The organism is Paenibacillus sp. TCA20, from assembly GCF_000732325.1.
In the GTDB taxonomy this organism is placed as follows: domain Bacteria; phylum Bacillota; class Bacilli; order Paenibacillales; family Paenibacillaceae; genus Paenibacillus; species Paenibacillus urinalis.
Window position 1 is genome coordinate 336,147 of the sequence record NZ_BBIW01000005.1, and the last position, 25,695, is coordinate 361,841.

Annotated in this window: 24 protein-coding genes; 7 read left to right on the top strand and 17 right to left on the bottom strand. The window is 43.7% G+C overall.

Annotated features, from left to right (window positions below; translation table 11 throughout):
- Positions 1 to 5: 5 nt before the first annotated feature.
- A complete protein-coding gene (locus TCA2_RS12520) occupies positions 6 to 896 on the bottom strand; it encodes a helix-turn-helix domain-containing protein (RefSeq protein ID WP_047911921.1) in 891 nt (296 codons plus the stop codon).
- Between the two features lie 123 nt (positions 897 to 1,019).
- Here TCA2_RS12520 and TCA2_RS12525 point away from each other — a divergent pair, with 123 nt between their 5' ends.
- Positions 1,020 to 1,937: a DMT family transporter gene (locus tag TCA2_RS12525; protein WP_047911922.1), complete on the top strand. Its 918-nt coding sequence runs from the start codon at positions 1,020 to 1,022 to the stop codon at positions 1,935 to 1,937.
- Between the two features lie 14 nt (positions 1,938 to 1,951).
- Here TCA2_RS12525 and TCA2_RS12530 read toward each other — a convergent pair whose 3' ends face one another.
- On the bottom strand, positions 1,952 to 2,881 hold the full coding sequence (locus TCA2_RS12530; protein ID WP_370510351.1) for a VanW family protein: 930 nt from the start codon (positions 2,879 to 2,881) through the stop codon (positions 1,952 to 1,954).
- 194 nt (positions 2,882 to 3,075) lie between these two features.
- On the opposite strand from TCA2_RS12530, the gene TCA2_RS12535 reads away from it, so the two are divergent.
- Positions 3,076 to 3,813 (top strand): class I SAM-dependent methyltransferase, encoded by a 738-nt coding sequence (locus TCA2_RS12535; RefSeq protein WP_047911923.1) that lies wholly within the window; start codon positions 3,076 to 3,078, stop codon positions 3,811 to 3,813.
- Positions 3,814 to 4,348: 535 nt separating this feature from the next.
- A complete protein-coding gene (locus TCA2_RS12540; protein WP_047911924.1) occupies positions 4,349 to 5,344 on the top strand; it encodes a tyrosine-protein phosphatase in 996 nt (331 codons plus the stop codon).
- Positions 5,345 to 5,428: 84 nt separating this feature from the next.
- Here the strand turns inward: TCA2_RS12540 and ppsA are convergent, their stop codons facing one another.
- Positions 5,429 to 8,047: a phosphoenolpyruvate synthase gene (ppsA, locus tag TCA2_RS12545; RefSeq protein WP_047911925.1), complete on the bottom strand. Its 2,619-nt coding sequence runs from the start codon at positions 8,045 to 8,047 to the stop codon at positions 5,429 to 5,431.
- A gap of 304 nt (positions 8,048 to 8,351) precedes the next feature.
- Positions 8,352 to 9,092: an SDR family NAD(P)-dependent oxidoreductase gene (locus TCA2_RS12550; RefSeq protein ID WP_047911926.1), complete on the bottom strand. Its 741-nt coding sequence runs from the start codon at positions 9,090 to 9,092 to the stop codon at positions 8,352 to 8,354.
- 166 nt (positions 9,093 to 9,258) lie between these two features.
- Here TCA2_RS12550 and TCA2_RS12555 point away from each other — a divergent pair, with 166 nt between their 5' ends.
- A complete protein-coding gene (locus TCA2_RS12555; protein WP_047911927.1) occupies positions 9,259 to 10,776 on the top strand; it encodes a CdaR family transcriptional regulator in 1,518 nt (505 codons plus the stop codon).
- A gap of 116 nt (positions 10,777 to 10,892) precedes the next feature.
- Entirely contained in the window at positions 10,893 to 11,654 is a 762-nt protein-coding gene (locus TCA2_RS12560) for an SDR family NAD(P)-dependent oxidoreductase (RefSeq protein WP_047911928.1), read from the top strand.
- 91 nt (positions 11,655 to 11,745) lie between these two features.
- Here TCA2_RS12560 and TCA2_RS12565 read toward each other — a convergent pair whose 3' ends face one another.
- The 5 genes from TCA2_RS12565 to TCA2_RS12585 all read right to left on the bottom strand — a co-directional run bounded on the left by TCA2_RS12565 (position 11,746) and on the right by TCA2_RS12585 (position 16,065).
- Positions 11,746 to 12,315, bottom strand: coding sequence for a cysteine hydrolase family protein (locus tag TCA2_RS12565; RefSeq protein WP_047911929.1), 570 nt, complete (start codon positions 12,313 to 12,315; stop codon positions 11,746 to 11,748).
- 29 nt (positions 12,316 to 12,344) lie between these two features.
- On the bottom strand, positions 12,345 to 13,526 hold the full coding sequence (locus TCA2_RS12570) for a macrolide family glycosyltransferase (protein WP_047911930.1): 1,182 nt from the start codon (positions 13,524 to 13,526) through the stop codon (positions 12,345 to 12,347).
- Positions 13,523 to 13,963 carry a helix-turn-helix transcriptional regulator gene (locus TCA2_RS12575; protein ID WP_047911931.1) on the bottom strand — a complete coding sequence of 147 codons (441 nt, stop codon included), beginning with the start codon at positions 13,961 to 13,963 and terminating at the stop codon, positions 13,523 to 13,525. The genes TCA2_RS12570 and TCA2_RS12575 overlap by 4 nt, the downstream gene beginning before the upstream one ends.
- Before the next feature lie 312 nt (positions 13,964 to 14,275).
- Positions 14,276 to 14,815 (bottom strand): PadR family transcriptional regulator, encoded by a 540-nt coding sequence (locus tag TCA2_RS12580; protein WP_047911932.1) that lies wholly within the window; start codon positions 14,813 to 14,815, stop codon positions 14,276 to 14,278.
- Between the two features lie 50 nt (positions 14,816 to 14,865).
- A complete protein-coding gene (locus TCA2_RS12585) occupies positions 14,866 to 16,065 on the bottom strand; it encodes a YhgE/Pip domain-containing protein (protein WP_047911933.1) in 1,200 nt (399 codons plus the stop codon).
- A gap of 185 nt (positions 16,066 to 16,250) precedes the next feature.
- Between TCA2_RS12585 and TCA2_RS12590 the strand changes: the two genes are divergently transcribed.
- On the top strand, positions 16,251 to 17,042 hold the full coding sequence (locus TCA2_RS12590) for an SDR family NAD(P)-dependent oxidoreductase (protein WP_047911934.1): 792 nt from the start codon (positions 16,251 to 16,253) through the stop codon (positions 17,040 to 17,042).
- Positions 17,043 to 17,123: 81 nt separating this feature from the next.
- Here the strand turns inward: TCA2_RS12590 and TCA2_RS12595 are convergent, their stop codons facing one another.
- On the bottom strand, positions 17,124 to 18,239 hold the full coding sequence (locus tag TCA2_RS12595) for a glycoside hydrolase family 88 protein (RefSeq protein ID WP_047911935.1): 1,116 nt from the start codon (positions 18,237 to 18,239) through the stop codon (positions 17,124 to 17,126).
- Between the two features lie 29 nt (positions 18,240 to 18,268).
- A complete protein-coding gene (locus TCA2_RS12600; RefSeq protein ID WP_047911936.1) occupies positions 18,269 to 19,408 on the bottom strand; it encodes a DUF2264 domain-containing protein in 1,140 nt (379 codons plus the stop codon).
- A gap of 118 nt (positions 19,409 to 19,526) precedes the next feature.
- On the opposite strand from TCA2_RS12600, the gene TCA2_RS12605 reads away from it, so the two are divergent.
- Entirely contained in the window at positions 19,527 to 20,309 is a 783-nt protein-coding gene (locus tag TCA2_RS12605; RefSeq protein ID WP_047911937.1) for an AraC family transcriptional regulator, read from the top strand.
- Between the two features lie 127 nt (positions 20,310 to 20,436).
- Here the strand turns inward: TCA2_RS12605 and TCA2_RS12610 are convergent, their stop codons facing one another.
- From TCA2_RS12610 to TCA2_RS12635, 6 genes are all read right to left on the bottom strand, one after another.
- A complete protein-coding gene (locus TCA2_RS12610; protein ID WP_047911938.1) occupies positions 20,437 to 21,294 on the bottom strand; it encodes an aldo/keto reductase in 858 nt (285 codons plus the stop codon).
- 35 nt (positions 21,295 to 21,329) lie between these two features.
- Entirely contained in the window at positions 21,330 to 22,310 is a 981-nt protein-coding gene (locus TCA2_RS12615; RefSeq protein WP_047911939.1) for an aldo/keto reductase, read from the bottom strand.
- Positions 22,311 to 22,369: 59 nt separating this feature from the next.
- Complete coding sequence (locus TCA2_RS12620; protein ID WP_047911940.1) at positions 22,370 to 22,771, bottom strand: cupin domain-containing protein; 402 nt, start codon at positions 22,769 to 22,771, stop codon at positions 22,370 to 22,372.
- Positions 22,772 to 22,820: 49 nt separating this feature from the next.
- Positions 22,821 to 23,666, bottom strand: coding sequence for an SDR family oxidoreductase (locus TCA2_RS12625; RefSeq protein WP_238546374.1), 846 nt, complete (start codon positions 23,664 to 23,666; stop codon positions 22,821 to 22,823).
- Positions 23,667 to 23,701: 35 nt separating this feature from the next.
- Positions 23,702 to 24,340, bottom strand: coding sequence for an SDR family oxidoreductase (locus tag TCA2_RS12630; RefSeq protein ID WP_047911941.1), 639 nt, complete (start codon positions 24,338 to 24,340; stop codon positions 23,702 to 23,704).
- Between the two features lie 228 nt (positions 24,341 to 24,568).
- Positions 24,569 to 25,627 carry an NAD(P)-dependent alcohol dehydrogenase gene (locus TCA2_RS12635; RefSeq protein WP_047911942.1) on the bottom strand — a complete coding sequence of 353 codons (1,059 nt, stop codon included), beginning with the start codon at positions 25,625 to 25,627 and terminating at the stop codon, positions 24,569 to 24,571.
- Positions 25,628 to 25,695: the final 68 nt, after the last annotated feature.

Below are 25,695 nucleotides of genomic sequence, written 5' to 3' on the forward strand. Positions count from 1 at the left end.
ACCAATCAATCATTGAATATTTTTTGCTTTTTATAGGCCAATGGAGTCATGTTCATTGATTTCTTGAATTGACTTATAAAATAGCTAGTGCTGTTAAAACCAACCTGATAAGCCACATCTGTAACATTATATTCAGGCGCTTGCAGCAGGAGCAAGCTTTTTTGAATTCGGTATTCCATCACATAACTCAGCGGTGTATCCTTTATAAATCTTTGAAAATAGCGGCAGCACTCAGATCTGCTTAGCTGCCCTGCTCTTGCGATATCTTCTAGAACGATCTTCTCAGGATAATGTAAATGTATCCAGTTCAACATCTTCTTCATCTTCTCGTTCTTTAACATCTCCCCTTCTATGTATTCTAATTGAAAATGATTCAAAATCAGGTTTCTCCATATCTGTGCAAGCTCTATAGAAATATCGATTTCATATGCAGGTGGACGCTCCTGGATCAAACGGTCAATCTCAACGATGCTGTTTATAATGTTAGTCACCCACTGCTCTGATGTGTTCAGTAGGATGTATGGTAAGTTTGTTGCTTTTATATAAGGATACACATAAGTTCCGTATAACTCTTGGGACAGCATAAATCTCGGAGAAATGTTCAAACAAATGTAGACACAACCCGAATGATTGTCATCTTTGGCAAGGTGCAGACAGCCACTATTAATAAATAAAGCTTCCCCCTTCGCCAATCTCACTCTTTCTTCCTGGATCTGAAAAACAACTTGCCCTTTGACAACAAGTACAAATTGAAGTTCTTCATGCCAGTGCATTGGGATATATCCGTTAATATTACAAATGATCGTCGTGTGATAGCATGCGAGTGGCAATATGGTGGTTCGGTGCTGCGTAAGCTCTTTAAAATCCGGGTCAATTGTAAATTCTTTAAATTGCATTCATGAACACCTAACCTCAATATATTTATATTTTTATATCTGATTTTTGTATATATTTATACATTTTCTATTTATTATAGTCAAAGCAGGATACGATTTTAATACTTTACTGGAGTGTTGGCTATGAATAGAAAAAGAGGTTTAATTCTGATTATTCTGGGTGCTATATTCTGGGGAATTGGCGGAACGGTAGCGAAGAAGCTCTTTCAATACGGTATAGATATGGGTTCGCTCGTAACCGTTCGCTTGCTGATTGCGGGGATACTTCTTCTTACCATCCATTGTTGTAAAAAGGGCAGCCGAAATATATTTGAGATCTGGACAGATAAAAAGCGATCGATCCAGCTCATCATATTTGGACTCGTTGGTATGCTCGGCGTTCAGTATACGTATATGGCTTCGATCGAACGGGGGAACGCTGCTGTAGCCACATTGCTGCAGTATCTGGCACCTGTCATGATTATGATGTACTTGCTAATCCGGGGAAGATCTGCACCTACCAAGAAAGATATGTTGACTGCAGCGCTGTCTTTAATTGGATGTTTTTTCTTGCTGACAAATGGTTCATTAATCCAGTTATCCGTACCGCATGATGCGGTTGTATGGGGAGTGTTATCCGGAGCTGCGCTTGCCTTCTATACCCTTTATGCTGTCCAATTACTCAAGAATTACGATTCGTTAGTTATCGTCGGCTGGGCAATGTTAATCGGTGGAGCCGCAATCAGCTTGATTCATCCGCCTTGGCATTTAATGTTCACAAGCTTGCCGATTGAAGCCTATTTATATTTATGTTTCGTTATCATATTTGGAACTATGCTGGCCTTCTGGTTCTATATTGAGAGCTTAAACAGCTTGTCTCCAAAGGAGTCCAGTCTTATGGGCAGCCTTGAGCCAGTCGCGGCCGTGCTGACGACCGTATTCTGGTTAAAGGATTCCTTCGGAGGGTTTCAATGGATGGGAACGCTCTGCATCATGATCATGGTGATCTACCTAACACTTAATAAAGACGCTGCTTCAAATCACGCGAACTCACAGAACTAATCGAATTAATACCGCTATTCACCGTTTACGGATGTCTCCCGTCGGTCGATGATCTCTTCAGGCAGCTGCTTGGACATACCGGGTACGTGGCGTGGCTGATACTCGATGAATTCCGATGAATACACAGCCACTGCAATTTGTCCTCCGTTGCTGTAAGCCCGAATAAGGATTGGCTCATTATAGGCGTTCTGAAACGCGAAATCCGGCCCTCCCCAACTGACGGTTGCATCCCTTCCAGCCAGAACATAAGGTACGTTCCGGCTATGGGAGTACCGCTTCACGATTTGCAGCCCCGCTCTGTCAATGGCATTGAACAACGTGGAGGATACTTGACATATCCCTCCTCCCACACCTTCCGACAGTTCCCCCCGGACAATGACGCCCGCTTTTTTGTACCCCTTATCTATAGTTCTCATGCCCACAACCTCGTTAAAAGAGAACATCTCTCCAGGAAACACAACAGCACTGTCAATTGCCTTGGCTGCCAATGCGATGTTATGCGAGCGATTTTTATTATTGGAATTAAAATAAGTGACATAATACCCGATTGGCTTCGTTCGAATGGATGTGAGTATCTCGGCATCTACTTTGGGATGTAAAGTATAGGTTGGAAGCTCAACCGTTGCCGGTCCCTTTCCATAGTAATAGTTGTAGAAGAGAGCCAGCATTTTACGTCGATCCAAGCGATATCCGTTGTGACCCTCTTCAATATGACCATCCATCGCAATTCGTGCGTTTTCAGGCTTCTTTATTGTCTTTCGATCCAATTGATCCACCCACTGTTCATAGGTATCCGTGTTAATGAGCGGAAACACGCCAAGATTATACTCGGTCCGATCCAGTGTACTCAGTGAATTACCATCTTGGGTTACAGTCAATAGATCCCCTGGATTCGCTTGCATCGTGAGCAGTCCAAACAGGACCATGGCGGATAACCATTTCAAATGCGTTTGCCTCCTTTCCGATCGATTCCATAACAGTCCTTCTGGTATTATGATAAGCTTTTGAAAAATTCATGCATTACAGCTGAAATCGATGTTCTATCCTTAATCATTTTTATTCATTAGTGTGGAAGTTTTCTGGTATGATTGAACCTGGAATTGGTACTGAATTTTAAGATGGTCAAGGAGGGTCTTGCATGAATGCTTCGATACATAAAACAAACAGCTACTATTGGAATACTATAGGAAATGACTTCTTAAGAGCCATCGTGCTTCCTTACTATGGAGCATTTATTTCAGAAGAAAAACATCAGCTCTTTGGCGATGTAACTGAAAAAAAGCTGCTGGAGATCGGCTGTGGAAACGGTCAATCCCTACAGTATCACGGAGAGCACAACGCATCTGAGCTATGGGGCATTGATCTATCTGAGAAGCAAATTGAGAAGGCAGCGCAGCACCTGAAGTCATGCGGCGTGTCTGCCAAATTGATCTGTTCACCCATGGAAGAGGAATGCGGCATACCAGCGGATTATTTTGACTTTGTCTATTCGATCTATGCTATAGGCTGGACCACGGACCTCGAGGGAACTTTTAAACGAATCGCCTCTTATGTCAAAAAGGATGGCGCTTTTATTTTCAGCTGGTCCCATCCTATACACAAATGTGTAACTGCTGAAAATAACATGTTTGTATTTAATAAGAGCTATTTTGATGAAGCTTGGTATCCAGTTCCTCTAAATGAAGGCGCACTAACCTTAGCGGATCGCAAATTATCAACCTATGTGAATGCGCTATCCAATGCGGGCTTTGTTATTGAACAAATGATTGAGGAAACGGATGAGGAGCTGATGTATTCGCGGGAAGATAACAGTGAGCTTGCGGACAGAGCAAAGATGTTTCCAATAACGTTTGTGATCAAAGCAAGAAAGCTATAGTATCCAAGCAGGGGATTATCTCCTGCTTTCTTTTATAACATTAGTTAGAAATACTTAGAACATAAATCGGCTGTAAACAAGTCTAAATTGGAGTTGCCTGATACTTTAGTAATTTCATTGAATGCTGCTTGTGTCTTCTCAACATTTCTGCTGAGCGGAACTCAATGTGATTTTAAATACGGCAGACAGTACTGTGATTTTCGTGAGGGTAGTCTTGTGTTACAGCTCTCGCTCAAATCATGACAAGTGAACGCAGCCTTCCAGCTTCAATTTATTAAGACACAGTTAGGTGTAAAGCCCCATGGATTTTAGAAAACAACATTTGGTAGTACAAATCGTACAGTAGTGAGCGATGACGATGGTTTGTCCAAAAGACAAAGGGCTTATCTCATAATGAGATAAGCCCTTTGCTATATGTGAAGCTTCAAGTCATAATAAATTTACAAATGTACTGCATATAATTCACATACGTTTTACACTCATCTTGTATCCTACTTGTATTCAACAAACGAATGCTATTAATAGGAGGACTATCATGCTAACACCTAGGCCACTTGTCAAACGAGGACCACTTATGAAGACGAGGTATAGTGATAAGAACAAGATAACCCTTACATGGAGTAAGGATGAACAATTTGGCGTGGATGCGATCTATCATTCTTCGAAGCCAGAATTTGAAGAGAGCGGTAGTACGCTAATTAAAGAAGCACAAGTCGAGGTTACTGAGGCCACTTTTTCAAGGAATCACTTTCCATTGAGATGCTATTATCATGTAAAATTTAATGACGGTTCCGTATCTTCAGCCTTTGATCGTATGATTTATACAGATGGAGTGCTCAATTTTCGAGATATGGGTGGATACGAAACTGTGGATGGCCGCACTACACGCTGGGGTATGTTACTACGATCCGCAGATTTGACGGAATTAAGCGAAGCGGATATGCAGATCGTGGATGAACTGGACATCAGCTGGATTTGTGATCTGCGCAGTGACTTTGAAGTGTTGAAACGTCCAAGTCCTATAATTGGTAAAGCAATCAACACGAATATACCATTTATGTCACACGCTAACCCGGAGGAAATGCTCAAGGTCAGTCATGATATGAAGGCGGTTTATAAAGCAATGATATTAAATACGGATAAGTGTTCCCTCATACTAAAGGAGCTGTTAAGAGAAGACAGGAATACATCCTTGTTACACTGTGCTGCCGGTAGAGATCGGACTGGGGTTGTATGTGGTCTTATTCTCCTCACCTTAGGCGTACCTCGAGATGTAGTCATCCAAGATTATAACCTTACGGATTTGGCGTTAGAGGATATCATGCAGCGTGTCATCGCAAACTTTGAAGATTCTGAACAGATAGAACAACTTCAAAAAATCTCAAAGACAGATCTTATAAAGACTAACCTATTGCAAGCTGCGTTTGAAGCCGTTGATCAAAATTATGGAACATTCGAGAATTATCTTTCTGAGGGACTTGGAATTAGTGAGGAAGATAGACTCCTATTGAAAAACAAATATTTGGTCTAAAAAAAAGATTCCGACGGATAGATCTAATTGTCGGAATCTTTTTTACTATCACGCTTTTCCTAACAATCATTCACAGGAATCCTATTAGAGCAATTCGATATGCCCCTCTGTTCCATTAACACGAATCCGCTGGCCATCCTTAATCAATTTAACGGCATCATCTACACCGACGACGGCTGGTATACCGTATTCCCTTGCAATTACGGCTCCGTGAGTCATCAATCCGCCAACCTCAGTGACAAGTCCTTTAATAGCTACAAACAAGGGTGTCCAGCTGGGATCAGTGAAAGAGGTTACTAATATATCTCCATCCTCCAGATTCGCATCTTCTATATTTAGAATGACACGCGCACGTCCTTCAATAATTCCGGTTGATACAGCCAACCCCGCAATCGCTCCAGGAGGAAGATTCTCACGGTGGTATCTGCCTGCTATCTTCTCTCCATCAGATGTCATTACGCGTGGCGGCGTCAGCTTCTCGTATCGACGATACTCTTCTTTTCGTTTCATAATCAGCTGGTAGTCCAGGGTAAGGGCACGCACAGCCTCGTGAAATTCATCAAAAGTCAAATAATAAATATCTTCTTGATCCTGAATGATGCCTTTCTGTACGAGCTGCTCTGCTTCTTCCAACAGCGCCTGCTTGTATATGAAGTAGCGATTGATCATGCCGTATTTAGGATACTCCCGGAATCCGCTGAAATTCCGAATGAGGTCGATTCGTTGCTTGGTCTCTTTCGCTTTTTGCTCACCATCCGGCAGCCGTTTTAGACGCTCCAGTAGATCTTGTTCTTTGCTGAGTGCCTCCTGTCGTCCTTGCTCAAATTTAAGTTCGCTTGCGCCCTGCTCGAAATTTCTAATATTCCCTAGGATTATAGGAACGAGCGTCATCGGATTCTCACTCCAACGCGTTCGCGTTATATCAATCTCTCCGACACAGCGCATGCCGTATTTGTCCAGGTAAGCATAGATGGCATCCTGCACTTTCTGTCCGCCGTCAAAAGTACCGAGATCCTCTAGAAAGCGATTATCTTCTGCTTTTTGTAAAAAGTCAACGATATCCGGATAAGGACGTATGGTATCCGCAACATCAAGCAGAGCAAGACCCATTTCCGAAGTAATATTATATGGTACCGATTGGGATAAGGTATCCGCTGCATTGATCTCACCAAGCCAGTTGTACATCTGTTCATTGATCCAGGCTGAAGCCTTCATCGTTTCATTAATTATTTGTGAACTTTGTGGATCGAACAAGATCTTCTTTAGTTGCTTCATATCCTCCAGAATAAAATCAAATACATCGCTTCCTGATTTCGCTTTTATCGTATGCTTCAGCTCTGCGATGGAATTCTGAGTCTTATGGATCAACTCTGATACGATGGACTTATCGAATTCAACCCAAGCCTCTGCTTCAATAGACGACGCGCTGTCACTGCCTGCATTTCTACTCGCCTCTATATTCTCTGGATCTAATGCGGGAAGAAAATCTCCACGCTCTATAAGGGTTATAAGCGCATCCTTGACGAGAAGATCGGAATGTCCCAGCGTGTTGATCATGTGATTTCTCCCAGCAGCTGTCGCCAGCACTGGCGTAATATCAACGAACAATCTTCCGCCCGCTGTGCGCATAGGTGCAGGTGTCGTTAATAGATAGAATGACAAACCCAGCGGCTTGATGGGATCTGTCATCATTTGCTGATGGCCAACAGATACATACACATGATTCTCCTGATCACTTACATGTGGAATTGGATATAACGTCGTGATTGGTCTACTCTGCACAATAAAAAATGTATCATTGGCCAAACACCATTCAATATCCTGTGGAGCACTATAATGAGCTTCAATCTGTCTACCGAGGCGAGCAAGCTCCATGATTTGCTGGTCCGTCAGCGTCTGTGTGTTTTGCTGTTCGGGATGGATCCTCTGTGTCTCCGTACCGCCTTCTGGTCGTCCATATACCGCCAATTTCTTTGTTGCTATCTTCTTATCAACGATTTCTCCGTCGCACACTTTATAGCCATCTGCAGATACGATTCCAGATACGAGTGCCTCCCCTAGTCCATAGCTGGCATCAATGGTGAGGAGCTTTCGGTTCGAAGTTACGGGATCTGCAGTGAATAATATCCCTGAGGCTTCTGGGAATACCATCCTTTGAACGATAACGGATATTTTAATCTGCTTGTGATCAAATCCATTCTGCATACGGTACATCACCGCACGGTCTGTGAATAGAGATGCCCAGCAATTGCTGATATGCTGTAGTATCGCTTCAGTGCCAATAACATTTAAGTATGTGTCTTGCTGACCGGCAAAAGAAGCATGCGGCAAATCCTCAGCAGTCGAACTCGAACGCACGGCATAGGCATGTTCTTCACCCAGCTTGGAGAGATAGTGAGCTGCAGCTTCCTTAACATCGGAAGGAATTCCCGCAGCCCTGATCGTATGCCGGATCTCCTCACAAATTGCACCAATCTGCTCGCGATCCTCTACAGATAACATGGCAAGTCGATTGAGCAGCTTCTGATACACTTTGTTATGTGCGATAGCTGCTTCATATCCTCTAGTTGTGATACAAAATCCATCTGGCACTTCAATTCCTTGAATTTTGGACAGCTCTCCTAGATTTAATCCTTTTCCACCAACAAGCCATAACTGTGTTCTATCCATTTCTTGAAAACCGAGAACCAAAGGATAATCCATCCATATCTCCCCTTACTACTAGATTGAGAAAAAAACATTTGACACACCATATGCCGGCATGATATTCTTATTATATAAGATGAGTTAATTATGCCTACATATTACAACTGACAAGAAATCTGTTTTATTATATCAGCGTTTTTGTTCATATACAAGACAAAAGAACCCGGTATTGGCTACCGAGGTTCTTTATTTGTTTATTCAGCTGTCACATAAGTGCTCTTGCCAAAAAGTTCATTTGAAATAATGTCTGAGTTTCGACTGTCATTATATATCACATAATATCCATCAATAGACTTATATATTATGATGCAGTAGTTCCCCCATCAATGACCAGCTCCGCCCCTGTTACAAAAGCAGCTTCATCGGATGCTAGGTATAGTACACCGTTCGCGATATCTTGCGGTGCTCCGAAGCGAGGCAGAGGAATGCTTTCCTCGAATTTACGCTTCAGCTCTTCAACATAAAGTATCCCATCAGTCATAGGAGTAATAATAATGCCAGGATATATAGAATTCACTCGAATGTTATCCTTGGCAAAATCTACAGCTGCCGCTCTGGATATGGCACGAATGCCTCCTTTAGAAGCGGCATAACCATTAAATCCACCTCCGACAAGTCCGGCAAGAGAAGCGATATTCACAATAGCCCCTCCTTTTCCCTTTCTCATCAAATCAATGACATGCTTCATGCCAAGATAGCTTCCAGTTAAATTAATATCCAGTAATCGGTTCCAGTCTTCCAAAGTATCTGTAAATTTGCTACTAATGCCAGCAGAGTTAACAAGCACATCAATGGTTCCGTAAGTGTCGACTGATTTCTGTATAACGGTATGCCATTCTGCTTCTTCGGAGACATTATGTTCTATAGCAACAGCTTCACCTTGAAATGCTTCGATTTCTGTCACTGCATTCTTTAAATGATCCGTTCGAATATCAGTTAGAATAACATTGGCTCCCTCTTTCGCCAGAAGGATTGCCGTTGCTTTTCCAATCCCGCTCCCAGCTCCGGTAATTAGAGCCACCTTTCCTTTCATACGATCCATCGCTTGATTCCCTTCTCTCATTTACTGGAATTTATCACTTTAGATTATATCGATGATTGATTTTATAAATAACCTCCAAAAGTATAGTAAATAATAGTTACAACCCTACAAAATTGTAGGTAATCATGTTAAATTATATTTAAACAAATTCAGAAAAGAGCTTATTATGCGAATCACATTTGAAATGCTAGTTTATCAGTTGTCCAAAAAGTGGAACATCCATTATGAGGCTGCCGAACATAGCCTGGAAGGACTTCATCCACCGCTTTTGTACGAATCATCGTTAGCTGTTCAAAAAAATCATATTTATGTTATGTCAGATAATAGGAATTCCTCGTATGCAGGGTGCTGCCTTGTTTATTGCGGAATTCCCATTGCGGATCTTGATTTGAATAAAGACAGCGGAATAATCGTTGTAGATCCCGAGGTTCCTGTGGCTGCAGTACTTAATCAAATTCAGTCGATTTTTGCCCTTTATCAGGATTGGGAGAATCGTATGCAGCAGGTTGTATATCATCACCAAACACTACAAGAGCTGCTGGATATAAGCTCTGTAGTGCTGGATAATTTGTTGTGTGTCACGGATGAGAATAATCACGAATTGGCTGCTTCATATCAAGGACAGCGCGTTGAGAGCAGCAGTCTCGGCACCTACAGCAAAGAGACAAATTTTCATACACTCATGCATGCGGTTGAAACAGTGGACAATAATCATTACAAGCTGGATCTCAAAAAAATACAAGAAACAAAGGAATCCTTCCAGGTTTATTTCAGCTACATCAATGATGGTCCTATTAATCTAGGAACATTGAGCGTGCATCCTTATGAGCATATCATTCTGATACATGATTTGCAGCTACTGGATATCTTATCTTTCTACGTGAAGGCATTATTGCTTCGTCCTTCGCAAGTAAGCGGAAGTTTTTTTACAAATCTGCTCGAGGCCTTAATCACGGGTGTGACTGTCTCAGAAGCTGATCTGTTCAAGCTAAAGAACGCACTACATTTCAGAGCTAATGATCAGTTCAAGTGTATTGTCATACAGTTCACGGAAGATGTCACAACCAAATACGGACACTACCTTAAGCATCGATTCCAGGTGGAAAACCCCTCATCCATAGCTCAACTGTATGATGATCATTTGGTTGGATTAATCAATGAAACCAGAATGGGCTGGGATAACCACAAGTTTCACCAATCCATCTCTGCCTGGCTGGGAAAAATTGAATTTGTCGCAGGCGCAAGTGATAGCTTTACCGACTTGTCACAGCTAAATATATACTACCAGGAAGCCTTATCGATTCTAGAATATGCGGATGTAAAGGATTCTGAAGTGAGAGTCTTCTCTGACTGCTGGAATCGTTATGTGCTAAGCAAATGCACAGGAAGGCTGCCTGCGAGCAAACTATTCCCTGCCGGCTTCGTAAAGGTAATCCAATATAACGAAACTTCAGCTGTAGATTATTTAGAAACACTGCGCATATGGCTTGAAGAAGGCAGGAACGATTCACGTACAGCAGCCAGGCTGTACATCTCACGGAATACGTTTCTTAGCCGAAGGGATAAATTGATATCCTTGCTGGAAAGTGATCTGACCTCACCAGACGAGCGGTTCCAGCTAGAGTTATGTATTCGTTTATATGATATGAATCAACATGATACGATCAATCCAAGTATTCGTTAACCTATAAAAATATAGGGCTGTTAATACAAATAACTACGCTTTCAGAGATTATAGAATATGGCCAAGCTCTGTACAATTAAAGTTGTATTCTTAATCTTAGAAAGGTGGACTGCCACATGGGTATGCTTAAAGGTAGAACAGCAATTGTTGTCGGAGCGAGCTCCGGCGTGGGTTACGGCTGTGCCTTGCGTTATGCAGAAGAGGGAGCAAATGTACTGGCTTGCTCTAATGAAGAAGAAGGATTGCTCCAGCTTGCCGAAGAAGCAGCAGGCTTGGAAGGCAAAATAGTAACACTGGTTGCTGATGTATCCAAGGAAGAAGATCTGAATAATATTGTAGAAAAAACCATTTCCGAATTTGGAAGGATTGAAATTCTAGCTTGTATTGCACAGGGCGGGCTCAGCCATCCGACCGATTTGATACATGCAACTTCAGAATATGCCCTGGAGAGCTACACCACAGGTCCTCTATATACCATGCTTCTGATGCAGAAATGCTTCCCATATATGAAAGAACAGCAATATGGACGAATCATTACCACATCATCAGGTGGAGCCGTATCTGGCACTCCAGGATTCGCAAGTTACGCAATGGCGAAGGGAGCGATCATGTCTTTAACCCGAGTGGCAGCTAAAGAGTGGGCACAATACGGAATTACGACCAACTGCTTCTTCCCTGTTATCAAAGCACGCGGCTTTGATATGACTCCACAAGGAAAAGCTGCGATGGAAGAACTTACTAGAATTATACCTGTACGTTATGTTGGTGAAGCCTACAGAGATTGCAGTCCTATTCTTGCATTTATGGCAAGTGAACAAGCTCATTATATGAACGGCCAGATGATAGGTATTGACGGTGGACTTACTCTGCTGGCATAAGTGTCATGTAATATTAGAAATTGGCGGAGCAGTATTTGACATATAAGCTGCTCCGCTATTTTTATTATTCATTCATCCATAAAAAGTTACCTTACCTTATCGTATTCACCCAATCTTTTACAGTGAGTACTTCTGCTTGATGAGGGAACACCTTTTCCATCAGAACACGATGTACTTCTTCATCTGCATCGATACATGCGTCAGAGAGCACCTTCAACGTGTAATCTTTATCTGCGGCTTCTCGTAAAGTGGATAGTACAACTCCACTAGTGGCTATACCGGTCAGAATGAGTGTGTCGATCTGATTGGACCGAAGAATGATGTCTAGATCACTCCCTGCAAAAGCACTCACTCGAAGCTTGGTCACAACAGGCTCCTTTGGAAGAGGGGTTACCGCTTCATGGATGTCCATTGCTTCACTCACAGTTACAGCTCCTGCACGGGCTCTGATTGCCCCGAACATTTTATTCCTTGGACTGATCTCGGGGTAACCCGAACGAAACGAAACTTTGGCATAGATCACCATGATGTCACTTCTGCGTGCCGCTTCTACAGCCTGCTGGAATGGATACAGCAATTCATTATTGCTAACGTAGCGTGACACAATGTTGTTTTGCATATCCATAACAAGAAGTGCGCTTTTGCTCTGTGAAACCGACATGATTGTCATACTCCCTTCCCTACAAAATATCAATAAGCTGACTGGGCCTGCTCCAGAATAACATTCGCCGCTTCAACCGCTCCTCCTGCATTCCGTAAGGATTTTGATAGCTTCTTCGCGTTTTCCTTATATTTCACATTTGTCAGCACCTCGGTTACTGATGCCGCCAGATCTGCTCGCTTCTTCTCTTTCAGCAATACGCCCGCTCCCAGTTCAGCTACCCGATTAGCAACCATTTTTTGTTCGCTGTGTTGTGGAAATAACACCATGGGAACACCGAAATACAAGCTTTCACTCACACTGTTCATACCGCTATGTGTAATGAACGCATCTGCAGTTTGCAATACAGAGATCTGATCGACCGTGTTCCTTACAACGAAATTATCAGGAATATTGCCGAGTGATTTAATCTCTGTCTTCTCACCCACGGACATTACAACCGTATAATCGGATTTTGCAAATGCGTTGATGCAATTATTATAGAACTCACGATTTTTATTAAGAACGGTGCCGAGGGAAATATAGATTACTTGTCTATCCTTTATATTGTTCTCCTGTGGTGACAACGTTCTAATGGAAGGACCAACAAAGGCATACCGTTCAGAAAAGGTATTCGCCATCGGTTGAAATTCCTTCGACGTGTATACAATTGTGTTAGTATCATTATCGTTTTGAACAATGGATATAAAACTTCTCACATCATAGCCGTGATCCCTAAGCATCTTCATTTTTTTATTGATTCGGGGCATACCTAAGACCATCCTCAATAGTTCCCAGAAGCTCCGCTTCATCAGCTTGGCTGTATGTTGATTAAACGCAAAAGTAGTTGTCGAGCATATATAGGGAATTTTTAGTTTATTGGCAAAGAGCTTCCCCCAAAAACATAAAGAATCCGATACAATACAATCGGGCTGATACTCCTGCAATTCCTTGCATACCTTCGCATCTAAAGCTATGGTCGTATCGGCAACCATTTCAATCAATGCTGCAAAATCTTTGCCGGCCTTGCGATCCAGTTCTTCGGGTGACAGCTTGGGCAAATATTCATCACAGGCTATAAATGAAGCACCAGCGGCTTGAATCTTCTCTTGAAATTCCAAGAACGAATAATACCATACCTCGTGTCCTCGATTGACTAATTCTCTGACAACGGGAAGAGTCGGGTTGGTATGGCCATGAGCGGGTATCGAGAAAAAGACAATTTTGCTCATTCTATTCCCTCCTCCATGATTTCGGATGTCCTAATCATCTCTGCAAATTGCAGGAAACCGTCACTTTTCAAAACAGCAATACCTCTCGTTGCGTCTTCTCCCAACACCACCAGCTTATCACCTGCATGAATTTGATACATTTCTCGTGCCTGCTTGGGAATCACAATCTGTCCTCGTTCTCCTACTTTTACCACACCAAAAAAATGCTTCCCCCTAGGAGCAACCTGGTCCACCTCTTCTTCGTTCATACTGCGAGAGAGCTGATCCAGTGTGACTTGAAAAATCTCAGAAAGCAATTTGCCTTTATATATATCGGGCACGGCTTCTCCATTCTCCCATTTTGCTACCGTCTGTCGTGACACATTTACCTTCTCTGCCAATTGTTCCTGGCTTAATTTAAGCTTTTTGCGAAAAGTACGAATATTCATATCAATCATATCTTTCATCTCCTTACAAATTACATCTTAATAGAAGATCTAAGGTGATATCTATCAACGATCTTTAACATTTGGTTGTTAAGAATTGTAGCATTTCCTTTATATTTCTCATTTATTATTCTACCAACCGACCCCACAAGGCTTCGATGATTGAAACTGGTATATTGTAGTACTGGATCGCACAGATATGCATAAATCCGCAAACTGGATCATTTAAGCAAGCATTAACAAACAAATAAGCTTCTAATACCTAAGCTAGGCATTAGAAGCTTATTTTAACTTCATATTCAATACTGTAAGTCCGTTGGATGACTATACTGCTCCATCTTTAATAAGGGAAATTAATTGTTCGAGCCAATCGGTGGTATGCTTCGTCTTGCTTGATGAATAGCTGGTCATGAAATCCACAAATCTTTTTTTATGTTCATCTACTTCTAAATACTGCTCAAAATGAGAAATTTGCTCCCAGCGATCTTGATATTTTTGCAGCTTTTTCTCCAAAATAGCAACAACTTTGTCCCGATCGACGTACTGCAAATTAGCAATGCCAATTGTCATTCCACCCACATGAACCGCATTTTCGAACAACTTGTAGATTTTCTTGGGGAGCTCCTCCCGGCCCTTGGATGTAATGGCAAACACCTGTTTATCTGGCCGGTGCTCTTCACGAACCACTTCCACGACTTCAATCAAGCCTTGCTTCGCCAACACTTCAAAGTGATAATACAGCTTGCTTTCGGTTAAGCCTGTAAATTCATCAAATGGAATCGGCTCCGACAGTTGCTTCTTCAAGAGGTAAGGATAATTATTGCCTTCCATCAGCTTGCTTAGAATATAAATTTGAACTTCCATGCATTAGCTCCTTCAGCATCATTCTCCTTATTGTAGCAGATCTTAAACAGTCATTTCAAAGCTTTTTTCACATTTGGCTGTACCATTTCTTCCGTTATTGAATCTTGTACCGGTTCATCTACTGCCTTAGACTTATGCAGGAACGCCACAATCAGCATGTTAATGAGCAGAGCTCCTCCACCTACAGCGGCCATCATCCAGTGATGATACGCGGAGCTGTTATCTGTGAACAGTAGTTCAAAGTTTGCCTGTACAGCATAGTACATCGGTGAAATATAACTCATCCATTCATAAGGCAGATACATCATATCCCGCGGGATGGTTGCTCCATTAGCAATCGTTTGAAGGAGTAGAATCGGCATATTAAGTATCATGCCCCCTTCACCTACCAGGAAGATCAAGATCGCCGTGAAGTTGAAGCATACCATATAGTTCAGGATTTGGTGACCCCACAGTGTGAAGAATGTGTCTGCTCCGTAATTGTTTACAGCATACGAAATGCCAAGTGCTGCCACAGACGATACTGTTGCAATAAGTAAAGCGGTAATCTGAACATACAGGAATAAACGCCACTTGCTTGTTGTTCCCCGATTAGCCTTATAGGAGCCGACCAGCTGCATAGCTCCGATCATTGCCCCAACATAACCTGCCATTGTCAAAAACATCGGCAGCATATTGTTATGCATTCCTGCAGGAATTTCGTTAATGGTTACGGAGTTTCCGACATAGGTCGTTTCGATCTTCTCGGCCATTGCAGCCGCTTGATCCTCCGGAACATTTAACGTCATTAATATATTTTGTGCGGTTTGGGTTGAAAACTGAGTACTTAATTGATTGTTGATTTCACTGACAATGGATGTCATGGACGAGGAGACGACGGTCGCTCCTGCCGCATTTGTTGTAAAGTCAATGCTGGATGACACATCCCCGCTCTGCAAATCCTGTGAGAACGTCTCCGGAATATGAATCACCAGTGCCAGATCATTATCTTCTAACTGAGCTAAAGCCTCTGCATTTGTTAAATTCGTTGAAATCTCTTCAAATGGCAAATTCTCTTGTAGCTGCTCAGCAATCGTTCCTCCATACTCTCCCGCATCTTCATTTACGATCGCTACCGGGAGTTTATCGATGTTGTTCGGAATTGCAGTATATCCAGGGAGAAATATTCCCAGCATCGCAACCGCGTAAAAAATCCCCATAAAAATGGCAGCAATCGCTCCTCTTGTTTTTAAAAACGACTTAAACTTCATTTGCTCATCTTCTTCCTTTCAAGTGAAAAAATACTCTCTTATGAGTAGTTTAATAAAAGTACTCTAATCAAAGTATATTACATATTACACTCTCTTTTCTAAAAAATCAAACGGTTCCGGGTTTAATCTATCAATGACTGGTTTAAAATACTTGAAAAAATCGAAAAAATGAAAGGATCAATCCTATGTTAAGGCAACCTAACCTAAAGGGTAAAATTGCGGTAATTACTGGCGCCGGCTCTGGTATAGGTCGTGCAGCAGCTCTGCAGCTCGCGGACGAAGGCGTGAAGGTATGTCTGTTAGATCTTGATCTGGATCATGTGAACAACGTGAAGGCACATATTGAGGAATCCGGGGGTGAAGCTATAGCTCTCAAGTGCGATATCAATTCGACTTATGACATCAAGCAGGGAATTCGCACGGCAAGCGAACATTGGGGAGGACTTGATATTGTGTTTGCCAACGCGGGGATCGCCGGAGAAATGGCTCCTATTGAAACAATGAATGAGGAGGATTGGGACCGTACAATCCATACCAATTTAAGAGGAACGTTCCTGTCGCTTAAGCATGCCATTCCCTTCATGAAAGAGCATGGAGGCAGCATTATTATTACAAGCTCAGTTAGCGGTAACCGTATTTTCTCTCAGCCTGGCTATACGGCTTACAGCACGTCTAAAGCGGGACAAATTGCACTCATGAAGATGGCTGCGCTCGAGCTGGCACAGTACAAAATTCGCGTGAACGCAATATGCCCAGGGGCGATTAAAACCCATATTGGAGATTCCATACACAGCTCCACGGATATCAAGGACATTGAGATCCCCGTCCAGTATCCTGAAGGTGATCAGCCTCTGGAGCATGGACCGGGTCAACCTGAGCAGATTGCAGAATTAGTGACTTTCCTCGCTTCCGACTTATCCTCACATATTACCGGAACCGAGATTTATATTGATGGAGCGGAGTCGCTTCTTAAATAAATATAGAAAAAAAGCCGCCTATTGGCGGCTGATCGTACAAAAAATGCTACAGGTCGAAATATTTATTTATGTACATAGATCTTACCAGAACCTATCTTGTTGCCCCATTAACAGCGATATGCCTTCTGTAAAGTAATAGTCCCCGTAGATCAATGGGACATCAATATTACTCTTCCCAGGGTAATGACTCGTTCCGTGTAAGATAAGCCCTTCCTCTGTCTCCGATTCCCATGCTCCGTATTGGGTATACAAGGAGTAGAGGATTCGTTCTGCACATTTGCGGTACATCTCCGCCTCCAGTCCGTTTACCTGATCTGCGATAAGCAGGAGTCCACAGGCGGCACAGGCACTGGCTGAGGAATCTCGAATCGAAGGCACTCCTTCGGGTGAACGGAAATCCCAATACGGAACATGATCCTCCGGTAGATTAGCCATAAAGAAATACGCGGTTTGTTTAGCTGCATCCAGATACTCCTGTTTACCTGTATAGTGGTAGCTTAGACTCATTCCATATATCGCCCACGCTGTTCCACGAGACCATGCTGATTCTGGTGCGTACCCTTGTCCTCCCATCACTTCCCGCTTCTCTCCTGTTTCCGGGTCGAATACGACAATATGAGCAACCGAGCCATCAGGACGATAAAAATGCTTCAATACCGTATCTGCGTGCTTAATAGCAACATGTTTATACCTTGGATCACCCGTCGACCGGGATGCCCAGTGTAACAGGGGTAAATTCATCAAGCAGTCAATAATGGCCCAGCCTGCGTTATTCTCTCCATTCCACGCTCGAATGTAATTTCCCTGTACGTTGAACCTCGCAGCTAGAAGGTTAGCGGCAAGCAGCGCTCTCCGTTTCGAGTCCTCTTCTCCTAGAAGCTTATACCTGGCCCCGCTTGTTAAAGTCCACATGAATCCGATATCGTGATCTACCTGATGGGCATCCGTAAGTAATGAATCAAGCTGCCGTTCGCAGGATTCTGCCGTTTCCTTGAGTGCGTCGTCTTTGGTATCACGATAAACAAGCCACAGTATGCCTGGCCAGAAGCCGGCGGTCCACCACGAGGCCCGCTCCAGCTGATATTCTCCGTTCACACTTGCATGTGGAAAGCGGTCTCCAATTCGATGATGAATTCGCTTCACTTTTGTTACCGTTTGATCCCAAGCTTCTTGCACCCAATCCGGTTGAACTGTCATATTACATGCTCCTCTCAAGAACTCTATGGTTATCCTAATATGGCTTTGTCCAAATATACGTTCCCGCCTGACCAGGCCTTAAGTGACGTCCAATCGGCCTGTCCTTGCCAAAAAGCAGCGTCAGGTGACAGTCCGAGCGGCAAAAATACAGTCGTGCACAAATATAAACTGCCTGTCGAAATGTAGGCTTCTCCGATATCTGGTTGATGTCCAGCAAATCCGATTCGAAGCCAGCCGGCATCATCGAAAGTTCCAGGCATCTGTATCTGCCGCTTGATGACCGCTGTAAGCGCACAGCGAACTTGAGCAGGTTCCAGCTCTTTCGGAAGCTCCTCTCTTAAGGACATTAACGATAAATGCTGAAATGCGCCAAAGCGGTAAGCAAGTGATCGTCCAATAGGCGGGAATGTGCCTTCTGGGGAAATGAACCGTTCCAATATAGCGGCATAACGTTCAGCTCTCGTTAACACTTTGGCTCGAAGCTCCGCCCAATCTCCATATTGATCTCCAACTTCATTTAATATGTCAACTAGCATGGGTTGAATAACAAAGCTATTGTAATAATCCCAGTGAAATGCAGGTCCATCCCCATAAGCTCCATCGCCCATATACCACTGCTCATGCTGCCTCAGTGCATAATCCACACGCATCCGATCCCAATCCTCGACTCCCATTCGGAATAAAGCGGTTTCAATTATGGCACTGAACAGCAGCCAATTACTGAATACAGGACGTATAATGCGAGTTGCTTGCAGTGCGGAGATCAAATTCCGCTTCACTTTTTCATCTAACAACGTATACAGCTCATTAGGAGCACGGAGAACCGCGTTCGCAAGAAAGGCAGCATCAACGACGGGCTGTCCGCCTATCGCAAAATTCATAAAGTCTGGTGATTCAGGATCTGTAGCCATATCTATGGCACGCCTTGCCATATCGGCCATCTTCGCCCGAATTTCTCCTTCTTCTCCTGTACGCGGGCCGTGCTCAAGCCAAGGTGAAATCCCCGCAAGTGTGCGCCCGAGTGCTTCTAGATAAGTGTAATCGGATCGATCACGAGCCCTTGCTTCAACAGGCATATCCAACTTCAGCCGACGTTCTGATAATGAATGCAGTACAGGATGAACAATGCGAACCAGGGTATCCACCCAATACTTTCGATCGACCGACATCGCTGTGGCCTCCTTTTTTAAATCCATGCTTCCTAAAAGAGTATAGAAGGTTGCCTCTGGCCATTCAATAAACTATAATCATCAAAAACTGACCTATCGTGCTTAGGAGTGCAAACGAATGATTAAGCTGTTATCCTGTGGGTTCCATACTATACACCGTGAAGGTATTATACGGAACAGACCCAACGGTTCGGAAAACTACATTTTTGTATTTTTTAATAGTAGAGCGGAAGTGAAGCTGCATGACGACACCCTGACGGTAGAGAAGAATACGTTTATCCTCTTTCAACCCCATACCCCCCATTATTATCGCGAGCTTGAAAGCCCGTTTATTAATGACTGGTTTCATTGTAACGGCGATGGCATTCAGGAATTCCTGCTGGATATCCATTTTCCTGTGGACACTCCGGTTGATGCCTCTGATCCAATGCTGATATCCCGAAGCATCATGGAGCTTACGAACCGGCATCGACTTGACGGCCGTCTGCGTGAGCGAATTATTGATAGTGATCTTCGATCTTTTTTCATGAAACTGACAGACCTGCGGGAACGAACTGCTCCACACCAGCTCCACCATTATTACATCCGATTCACTGAGCTTCGAAGCGAACTGTACCGCAGTCCCCAGAAATATAGATCTGTGCAGGATCTCGCACTGAGCTTGAATTTGAGTAAATCTTATTTCCAGCACATCTATAAGGAGCTATTCGGATGCTCTGTCATGACCGATATCATCAATGCCAGGCTGGAGCATGCGAAGTATCTATTAGATCACAGCCAGTGGTCAGTAACTCACATTGCCCATTCCTGTGGTTACGAGAACGATACCCATTTTATGAGACAATTCAAGAAGTTCATTGGCGTCTCACCAAGGCAATATCGATTCAGAAGCGAAACATGATTCGACACATCAAGTTTACAGCAGCTTCCTACGGAATATTAAAAAGACCCGAAGAACGGGCCGCTTTTCTTCAAAGCTCCTTCTACGGGTCGATATTCGCTTCTATGATCATACTCGGCTTCGCTACTTATTCCAAACCTTTCTTACCGTAATCAGTTAGATATTCAACGGTATCTGGATCATAGTGGGAGAAAAACAAGCTTTCGCCCGTATCCAGTTCCGCTATTTTCGCCATATCGCTTGAGCTCAGTTCAAAATCAAATACATCCAAATTTTGTTCCATTCTATCTTTGTTTACGGTTTTTGGAATAACAACCACATCTCTCTGAATCAAGAACCGTAATGCGACTTGAGCTGCGGATTTGTTATGCTTCGTTCCGATTTCTTGAAGTGTAGGGTTTGTAAAGAAGTTATTCTTCCCTTCTGCAAAAGGGCCCCAGGATTCAATCTGGGTGTTGTATTTTTTCATAATTTCCTGAGCCTTGACCTGCTGATTGAAGACATGGGTCTCCACCTGGTTAATGGCCGGAACCACTTCGCTAAACTGCACCAGATCGATATATCTGTCCGGATAAAAATTGCTGACACCAATCGCTCTGATTTTGTTGGCTTTGTATAACTCCTCCATCGCACGATAAGTCCCATAATAATCATTGAAGGGCTGGTGGATGAGTACTAAATCAAGATAATCCAGCTGCATCTTTCGCATCGAATCTTCTATGGAAGCTTTTGCTTTTTCGTACCCCGCGTTGGAAATCCATACTTTAGTAGTCACAAAGAATTCCTCCCGAGGAATTCCGCTTTTCTTTATTGCACGGCCTACAGCTTCTTCATTCCGGTATGCCTGTGCTGTATCAATCGAACGATAACCTACTTCTATAGCATCCAGCACACACTTCTCGCACTCTTCCTGATCAGGGATTTGGTACACACCATAACCTAATATGGGCATCTGAACACCATTATTTAAAGTCACATATTTCATAACCATTTCCTCCTCGCTAATATTTACAAATGGTATTATTGTGCCCCTACTACAGGATGCGGAACATAGGGCTCTTCAAGGAAAGAGATTTCTTCTGCTGTTAACTTGACAGACACAGCTGCAGCCGCCTCCTCCAGCTGTGCCATTTTGGTAACACCGACGATTGGAGCTGTTACCGATTCCTTCTGCAGCAGCCAAGCAAGTGCAATGTGACTGCGCGGAACTCCATGCTGATCAGCGACCGATGCCACTCGTTCCACAATCAACCGATCTACATCAGCTGTCGCATCATATTTTGATTTTTGAATGACATCTGTTTCGGAGCGATGGGTGGATTCAGACCAATCCCGAATCAAACGTCCCGACGCCAGCGGGCTGTAAGGAGTCACTGCTATTTTCTGGTCATTACAAAGCGGCATCATTTCTCTTTCTTCTTCACGGTATATGAGATTAAGATGATTTTGCATGGAAACAAACCTTGTCCAGCCCTGCTTCTCCGCGATATGCTGCGCTTTTTGGAACTGCCAGGCATACATCGCAGAAGCTCCAATATAACGGGCCTTCCCTGATTTCACCACATCATGCATCGCTTCCATCGTTTCTTCAATCGGCGTATTGTAGTCCCAGCGGTGAATGATGTAGAGGTCCACGTAATCTGTTCCTAATCTTTTTAAGCTGTTGTCGATTTCGCTCATGATAGATTTTCTCGAAAGACCAGCGCCATTCGGTCCCTGATGCATGCGTCCCCATACCTTCGTAGCAAGGACGATCTCATCTCGATTGGCATAATCCTTCAGCGCTCGTCCAACGATCTCTTCACTGGTACCGGATGCGTATATATTCGCTGTATCAAAAAAATTAATGCCAAGCTCGAGTGCTCTCTTGATGATCGGACGGCTCTGCTCCTCATTCAGCACCCATTGATGTCCTCCAGGCAGTACCTCACCAAAGCTCATGCAGCCAAGACAAATACGTGACACGTCCATCCCCGTATTTCCGAATTTGATGTATTCCATATCTAAAGCCTCCATTCGCTATAATGTATATAGAATTGCGTTATTGCCTATCCATAAATCTATCCTTCCAATTGGTCGTACCCATCCGCATCGACGGAATCAAACCATTCGGTTTCTCCCGGTGTCATGGCGAGATGAACAAACCAGCTGTCCCTAGCTGCGCCGTGCCAATGCTTCACGTCAGGAGGAATATTAACGACATCCCCCGTTGTAAGCGGTCTGGCAGGCTTGCCCTCTTCCTGATACCAGCCTTTGCCCCCGGTTACTAACAGCACCTGACCAACCTTGTGGGAATGCCAGTTATTTCGTGCGCCAGGTGCAAAAGTTACATTGCCGATCGTGGTATTCAGAGGCGCCGGATCTGTAAACACCATTTCAAGGTAAGCATCGCCTGTAAAGTTCGCCTGCACCTTTTCCCCACGCGGAAAAATAGTGCTGTTGCTTAAGTAATCATTCTCCATCTCGATTTCTCCCTTCTACTTAAAGTTTTGTAGATGATTTAAGCAGCCATTACTCTCCCGGAGGAAAGTCTGTGGAAGCGGCCAGCGCAGCCTGTCCTTCCAATTCCTCCACTCGTGTCTTCAGTGTCGATAGAGTAACCTTCAGTGCTTGAGACCCGAGGATCATCCGCATAGGAGCGGGCTCTTGATCAACACTTTCTATGATTCGTTCAGCCATGCGAACCGGGTCTCCAGGGGCCAATCCGTTAGAAGGGTCCAGCATTCCAAGAAAACCGTGTGCCGGATTACCGTCATACTCCGGCATAAGCTTCGCCACCTGGGCGCTGCCATAACGGAACTCTGTTCGAGCCCCACCAGGCTCTACCAGTGTGATTCCGATGTTAAAAGATGCTGCTTCCTGAGCAACCGATTCACAAAAGCCCTCGATGCCAAACTTGGTGGCATGGTACATGGAGTTGCCTGGAAAGGCTACCTGACCCCCATAACTTGAAAGCTGTATAATACGGCCTCCTCCCTGATTGCGCAGATGAGGAAGAGCAGATCGGATCAACTGAATAGAGCCTGTCAGATTTGTCGCAATAATATGCTCCACTTGTTCGTCAGTTAATTCCTCGGCAGCTCCAAAGAGTCCATAACCTGCATTACTCACGATGACATCAATACGGCCGAGCTTTTTATAAGAATTGTCAATTAACCTGCGAATAGCAGGCACATCCGTAACATCGAGGAACTCGCAAATAAAGTGATCCGGATATTGCTCTATCAGCTGTCTAACCTTATCTTTATTACGCACCGTTCCTATGACCTTCTCACCTTTCTCTAGCAGCAGTCTGGTCATTTCATAACCAAAACCGCTGCTAACTCCAGTTATTAGCCATGTACGTCTACTCATCATCGCTTCCCCACTTTCTGATTCATCCTCTGCGGTTTCTAGTAAAATGCCGGTTTATCACCAGCCGAATTAGGTTTGCTTATTCCTAGACTTTGGCGTACTCCCCAGTTCTCCGTTTCAGCCAAACGGACAACCACAGAAGCGATACTTTTCCGTGATATTTCAGTGCCTGTCAAAGGTTCGCCTTTTTCAGTCAGTTCATAATCTACTTCATCCTTGTTAGTGAACCAGGTACATCTTAGAATGGTATAGTCCAGATCAGATTCTTCTATTAAACTCGCTGCTTCCCTCCAGGCATGTATACCACTGCCAACCATTCGCTTATTCCATTCTCCGAACTTGCCTGGTACTTCGTCGTAGATGCCCAGTATATTAATGAAGATCCCCCTTTTCACCTGCATTTCGTTCATCGCCTTGATCATGTTTCGGGTCATCTGTACGATACCGGGATCCCCCAAATTTGCGAAGACCACATCTTGCTCAGCCATCGCTTCTTTCAATCGGCTCATATCATTGACATCACCCTCAATCACACGTTGTCTATTGGCATCTGAGATCTGCAGCCTGCTCGAATTCCGAAGATACAACGTCAGCTGAGCATCTGTTTCGGTGAGGAACAGATCTATGGCTTGACGAGCAACCTGTCCATTCGCACCTAATATTAATATTTTTTTCATGATCCGCACCTTCCTCTAAACCAGCCTATTTATCTAAAATACAATCTGTCATAAATTAACCGCACGCGGTATCGATTATGCTGTCTCAGCACAAAAGTTAATAGTCAATTATCCTCGCATCGTACAATAATGAACAAAACAACATCTATTGTTCACTTAACTTGACGCTTACGTGGCAAGCTGTGAACAAGAGCCAATCCATGATTGGCTCTTGAGATTATTGAAGCTTTATAGTGTAGCCATATCAATGACAAAACGGTAACGCACATCGCTGTTCAGAACCCGTCCGAACGCCTCGTCCACTTGGTCTGCACGAATGACTTCGATCATGGGAGCAATGTCATTTTGAGCAGAGAAATCGAGCATCTCCTGTGTTTCTTTAATACCGCCAACATTGGATGCAGTAATACTCCGTCTTCCAGCAAACAAGGAGAACACATTATACTGATCCGGCTTGTTCGGCAAGCCAAGATTAACAAGCGTTCCATCAACATTTAGAATGGACAGATAAGCATCAACGTCAATATTGGCAGAAACCGTATTAAGAATCAGATCAAATTGACCTGCCAGCTCTTTAAATGCATCAGGATTGCTGCTCACAAAATAACGCTCAGCGCCAAATTTGAGAGCTTCCTCCCTCTTCTTCTCGCTATGACTTAGAACCGTTACCTCTGCACCCATCTTATGGGCAAACTGAACAGCAAGGTGACCGAGGCCGCCCATGCCAATCACAGCAACCTTCTTGCCTGGCCCCGCGTTCCAGTGCTTCAAAGGCGAGTAGGTGGTAATCCCAGCACATAGCAGCGGGCTGGCAACATCCAGTTCCATGCGATCCGGAATACGTACAACAAACTTGTCCTTCACAACGATTTTTTGGCTGTATCCTCCATAGGTCAGCTCTCCATCATAGCCAATCGAGTTAAACACGATGGTAACACCTTTCTGACAGAACTGTTCTTCTCCTCTTTGACAGAATACACATTCACCACAAGAGTCAACAAAACAGCCCACACCAACGCGATCGCCTACAGCAAATGTCGTAACTTCACTGCCTACTGCCGCAACCACACCTGCAATCTCATGTCCAGGAACCATTGGGAATACTCCACTACCAAAATCATCATGCGCATTGTGAATATCAGAATGACAGATACCGCAATACTTAATATCAATTAATACATCATCAGGACGTAATGCTCTCCGCTCGATTGTGGTTTGTTCAAATGGCGCTTTTGCCGCCGGAACGCTCAGTACCCGTGTATTAAAAGATTCATGGCTATTACACATGTCTTAAACATCTCCTTCTTTAAAAAAGTGTTCAGCTTAAAAGTTTGATTTACTTAATTAACACTTTT